Origin of the sequence: Saccharothrix sabaoui (assembly GCF_051756985.1) — a bacterium.
GTDB lineage: Bacteria > Actinomycetota > Actinomycetes > Mycobacteriales > Pseudonocardiaceae > Actinosynnema.
Genome location: NZ_JBPKJK010000300.1, coordinates 1 through 4714, shown reverse-complemented (window position 1 = coordinate 4714; position 4714 = coordinate 1). Strand labels below are relative to the sequence as shown.

Below are 4714 nucleotides of genomic sequence, written 5' to 3'. Positions count from 1 at the left end.
CTCCGCCGCCGACCCGGGCCGGCTGTACCTGCCGACGATCGCCGACCCGGTGTACGGCTACCAGGGCGTGAACGTCGAGGCGCAGCTCGGCACGGCCGCGTCGCTGCTGAACTGGACGCGGCGGGTGCTGGCCGTGCGGCGCGCGCACCCCGCGTTCGGGCTCGGCACGTTCACCGAGCTGACCTGCGCGAACCCGAGCGTCCTGGCGTACCTGCGGGTGCACGGCGACGACGTGGTGCTGTGCGTGAACAACCTGTCGCGGTTCCCGCAGCAGGCCGAGTTCGACCTGTCCGGGTACGCGGGCAGCCTGCCCGTGGAGCTGACCGGCGGCGTCGTGTTCGCCCCGGTCGGGTCCGACCCGTACCGGCTCACCCTGCCCGGTCACGGTTTCTACTGGTTCGCCATCCACCGCATGGGAGAAGTCCGATGACCTCCACCGACCTGCGGCCCCGGCTGGAGCGCGCCCTGGCCGCCTGGCTGCCGTGGCAGCGCTGGTTCGGCGGGAAGGGCCGCCCGGTCGACGGCGTCGACGTCGCGCAGGTGACGGAGCTGGTCGACCAGCGCCCGTCCGGCGGGCCGCTGGGCCTGCTCGTCGTGGTGTCGGTGCGGTTCGCCGACGGCGGCGACGCCGAGCGCTACCAGGTGCCGATCGGGGTGCGGGCGACGCTGCCCGACCGGCTGGCCCCGGCCGTGCTCGCCGGGTTCGACGGGTGCGTGGTCTACGACGCCACCGGGGACGCCGAGCTGAACTCCGTGCTGCTGCGGCTGATCGGGCAGCGGGCCGGGCGCGGTGACGCGGAGGGCGGCGTCGTCGAGTTCCGGCCCGAGCCGAGCTTCACCGGGTCGTCGCGGCGCGGCCTGGTCGGCCGGCCGCTCGGGGCAGAGCAGTCGAACACCTCGATCGTGTTCGGCGACCGGTACATCCTGAAGCTGTACCGGCGGGTCGCGGAGGGGGTGAACCCGGACCTGGAGGCGCACCGCGCGCTGCGGCGCGCCCGGTCCCGGCACATCGCGCCGCTGCTCGGCTCGATCGAGGGCGAGGTGGGCGGCGCGCCCGTTACGTTCGGCATGCTGCAAGCGTTTGCGGCGAACGCGGCCGAGGGCTGGGCGATGGCCGTGGCCAGCGTGCGCGACCTGCTCGCCGACCCGGGCGCGCCCCCGGCGGGCGCGGGCGCGGACTTCGCCGCCGAGGCGCGGCGGCTGGGCGGCGCGGTGGCCGAGGTGCACGCCGACCTGGCCCGCGAACTGGGCACGTCCACCGTGCCCGCGCGGCAGGTGTCCGACGGGATGCTGGCGCACCTGGACGCGGCGCTGGACGCGGTGCCGGCGCTCCGGCCGCACGCCGACCGGCTGCGCGGCGCGTTCGGCGCGGTCGCGTCGCTGCCCGCGGTGCCGGTGCAGCGGGTGCACGGCGACCTGCACCTGGGGCAGGCGCTGCGCACGCCCTCGACGTGGCTGCTGATCGACTTCGAGGGCGAGCCGGCCGCGCCGATCGCCGAACGGGTCGCGCCGCGCTCGCCGCTGCGGGACGTCGCCGGGCTGCTGCGGTCGCTGGACTACGCGGCGCAGCACCAGCTCCGGCTGACCAACCCGGCCCCGGAGCTGCGGCGGCGGGCCCGGCAGTGGGTCGCGCACAACCGGGAGGCGTTCACCGCCGGGTACGCCGAGGCGTCCGGGTCGGCGCCGGACGACCGGCTGCTGACCGCGTTCGAGCTGGAGAAGGCCGTGTACGAGGCGGTCTACGAGACGCGCAACCGGCCCGACTGGGCCGACATCCCGCTGCGCGCGGTGCGGCGACTGGTGGGGGAGGTCGACGGTGACCGCTGAGCCGGCGATCGTGGACCTCGGCGCACCGGACCCGGGGGTGGTGGACCGGCTGCTCGCCGGGGAGCACGACAACCCGCACCAGGTGCTCGGCGCGCACCCCCGGCCGGCGGGCGCGGTGGTCCGGGCGCTCCAGCCGGGCGCGGTCGCGGTGACCGTGCTGACCGGGGACGGCGAGCGGTTCGCGCTGGGGCGGCTGCGCGACGGGCTGTTCTCCGGCGTGGTGCCGGTGCGGCTGCTCGACCACCGGTTCGAGGTGGTGCGGCCGGACGGCGTGGAGCTGGTGGAGGACCCGTACCGCTGGCTGCCGACCGTGGGCGAGCTGGACCTGCACCTGATCGGCGAGGGCCGGCACGAGCGGCTGTGGGAGGTGCTGGGCGCGCACCCGCGGGTGCTCGGCGGCGTGGCCGGCACGGCGTTCGCGGTGTGGGCGCCGGGCGCGCGGGGCGTCCGGGTGCTCCCCGACCGGGCGGCGGGCGGTCGGGCGGCGAGCGGTCGGGCGGGCGCTGGTCAGTCGGGCGGTGGTCGGGCGGCGGGCCCGGTACCGGGGCTGCCGATGCGCCGGCTCGACGGCGGGGTGTGGGAGCTGTTCGTGCCGGGGGTGGGCGCGGGGACCGGGTACCGGTTCTCCGTGCTGGGCGCGGACGGCGGGTGGCGGGACAAGGCCGACCCGCTGGCGTTCGAGGCGCGGGACCACTCGTCCGTGGTGCACGAGTCCACCCACGAGTGGTCCGACGGCGACTGGCTGGCCGCCCGCGCGGCGACCGAACCGTCCCGCGCGCCGATGTCGGTGTACGAGGTGCACCTCGGCTCGTGGCGGCCCGGCCTGTCCTACCGGGAGCTGGCGGTCGAGCTGGCCGACCACGTGACCGGGCTCGGCTTCACGCACGTCGAGCTGATGCCGGTGGCCGAGCACCCGTTCGGCGGGTCGTGGGGCTACCAGGTCACCTCGTACTACGCGCCGACCTCGCGGTTCGGGTCCCCCGACGACTTCCGCCACTTCGTCGACGTCCTGCACCAGCGCGGCATCGGCGTGATCGTGGACTGGGTGCCCGCGCACTTCCCCAAGGACGCCTGGGCGCTCGCCAAGTTCGACGGCACCGCGCTCTACGAGCACCCCGACCCCCGCCGCGGCGAGCACCCCGACTGGGGCACGCACGTGTTCGACCTCGGCCGGCCGCAGGTGCGCAACTTCCTGGTGGCCAACGCCCTGTTCTGGCTCGACGAGTTCCACGTGGACGGTCTGCGGGTGGACGCGGTGGCCTCCATGCTCTACCTCGACTACTCGCGGCAGGCCGGGCAGTGGCTGCCCAACCGGTACGGCGGCCGGGAGGACCTGGAGGCGGTGCGGTTCCTCCAGGAGCTGACCGCGACCGCCTACCGGCGCCACCCCGGCGTCGCGGTGATCGCGGAGGAGTCCACGACGTGGCCCGGCGTGACCCGGCCGACGCACCACGACGGGCTCGGCTTCGGGTTCAAGTGGAACATGGGCTGGATGCACGACACCCTGCGGTTCTTCGGGCTGCCGCCGGAGGAGCGGGCCGCGCGGCAGGACGAGGTGGCGTTCTCGCTGTCCTACGCGTGGAGCGAGAACTTCGTGCTGCCGCTGTCGCACGACGAGGTCGTGCACGGCAAGGGCTCGCTGTGGGGGCGGATGCCCGGCGACGACGCGGTGAAGGCCGCGTCGCTGCGGTCGCTGCTGGCACTGATGTGGGCGCACCCCGGCAAGCAGCTGCTGTTCATGGGCGGCGAGTTCGGCCAGCGCGCCGAGTGGTCGGAGTCCGGTCTGGACTGGCACCTGCTCGACGACCCGCTGCACGCCGGGGTGCGGTCGCTGGTGGCGGACCTCAACGCGGCGCACCGCGCGACGCCCGCGCTGCACCGCCGCGACACCGATCCGGGCGGGTTCCGCTGGCTGCACGGCGGGGACGGCGTGCTCGCGTTCCTCCGCCGCGGGGACGACGACGGCGACGTGGTGGCGTGCATCGCGAACTTCACCGGCGACGCGCGGCACGGCCACCGGGTCGGGCTGCCGCGCGCGGGGACGTGGCGCGAGGTGGTCAACACCGACGCCGCCGCGTACGGGGGGTGGGGGACGGGCAACCTCGGCCGGGTGGTCGCCGAGGAGGTCCCGCACGACGGCCAGCCGGCTTCCGCCGTGCTCACGCTGCCCGCGCTGGGCGTTTTGTACCTGAAACCCGTCACCTATACGGATCTGTAATCGCGGCAAGTATTGGACCGCTCACGCACCGCGACCATACGGTCGAGGGGCAGGCGAACTCCCCTCCCCCGACCGGGTTCGCCACCCCTCAACCAGGAGTGAGCATGACGACGGAAGACCCTGCCACCGTGTCCCGCGCCGACGTGCTGCGCGGCCTCGGGATGACGGCCGTTGGCGTGGCGGCGGGCTCCCTGCTCGGCGCGGGCACCGCCGCCGCCGAACCGGCCGCACAGGACCACCCGAACGTCAAGCTGATCAAGGACTACTACGCGGCCTACGCGTCGGGCGACCTGAGCAGGCTGCGGAGGTTCTTCGCCAACGACATCCGGTGGACCATCCCCGGCCACCACCCGCTGTCGGGCACCAAGGTCGGCGTCGAGGAGGTCCTCGCGTTCTTCGCCGAGCTGGGCAAGGCGGGTTTCCGCGCGGAGCCGATCTCGCTGGCCGCCGACGGCGACTGGGTCATCGACCTGCACCGCGGTTGGAGCACCAAGCCCGAGGGCCTGGACATCACGTGGGCGCTGGCGTTCAAGATCCGCGCGCGGCGGATCGTGGAGGCGATCAACTTCGCCTCCGACCAGCACGCGGCCGACCAGTACTTCTGGCGGGTCTACAAGCTCCGCCCGCTCCCGGACCGCCTGGACCGCCGCTGACGCCGGTCCACCCGGT

At 74.9% G+C, this 4714-nt stretch carries 4 protein-coding genes; all 4 read left to right on the top strand.

All coding sequences use genetic code 11. The features are described 5' to 3' along the window. On the top strand, nt 1-430 hold a 430-nt coding region (locus ACR807_RS41170; RefSeq protein WP_438926981.1), incomplete at its 5' end, for an alpha-glucosidase C-terminal domain-containing protein. Further along, a complete protein-coding gene (locus tag ACR807_RS41165; RefSeq protein WP_438926980.1) occupies nt 427-1827 on the top strand; it encodes a maltokinase N-terminal cap-like domain-containing protein in 1401 nt (466 codons plus the stop codon). The genes ACR807_RS41170 and ACR807_RS41165, both read left to right, overlap by 4 nt. Beyond that, a complete protein-coding gene (gene glgB / locus ACR807_RS41160; RefSeq protein ID WP_438926979.1) occupies nt 1817-4045 on the top strand; it encodes a 1,4-alpha-glucan branching protein GlgB in 2229 nt (742 codons plus the stop codon). The genes ACR807_RS41165 and glgB overlap by 11 nt, the downstream gene beginning before the upstream one ends. Nucleotides 4046-4149: 104 nt before the next feature. Next, nucleotides 4150-4698, top strand: a complete 549-nt coding sequence (locus ACR807_RS41155) for a nuclear transport factor 2 family protein (RefSeq protein ID WP_438926978.1) — start codon at nt 4150-4152, stop codon at nt 4696-4698. Nucleotides 4699-4714 lie beyond the last annotated feature (16 nt).

Coding starts and splice junctions, on each gene's coding strand:
- ACR807_RS41165 (WP_438926980.1), top strand. CDS start 427: ATGACCTCCACCGACCTGCGGCCCCGGCTGGAGCGCGCCCTGGCCGCC.
- ACR807_RS41155 (WP_438926978.1), top strand. CDS start 4,150: ATGACGACGGAAGACCCTGCCACCGTGTCCCGCGCCGACGTGCTGCGC.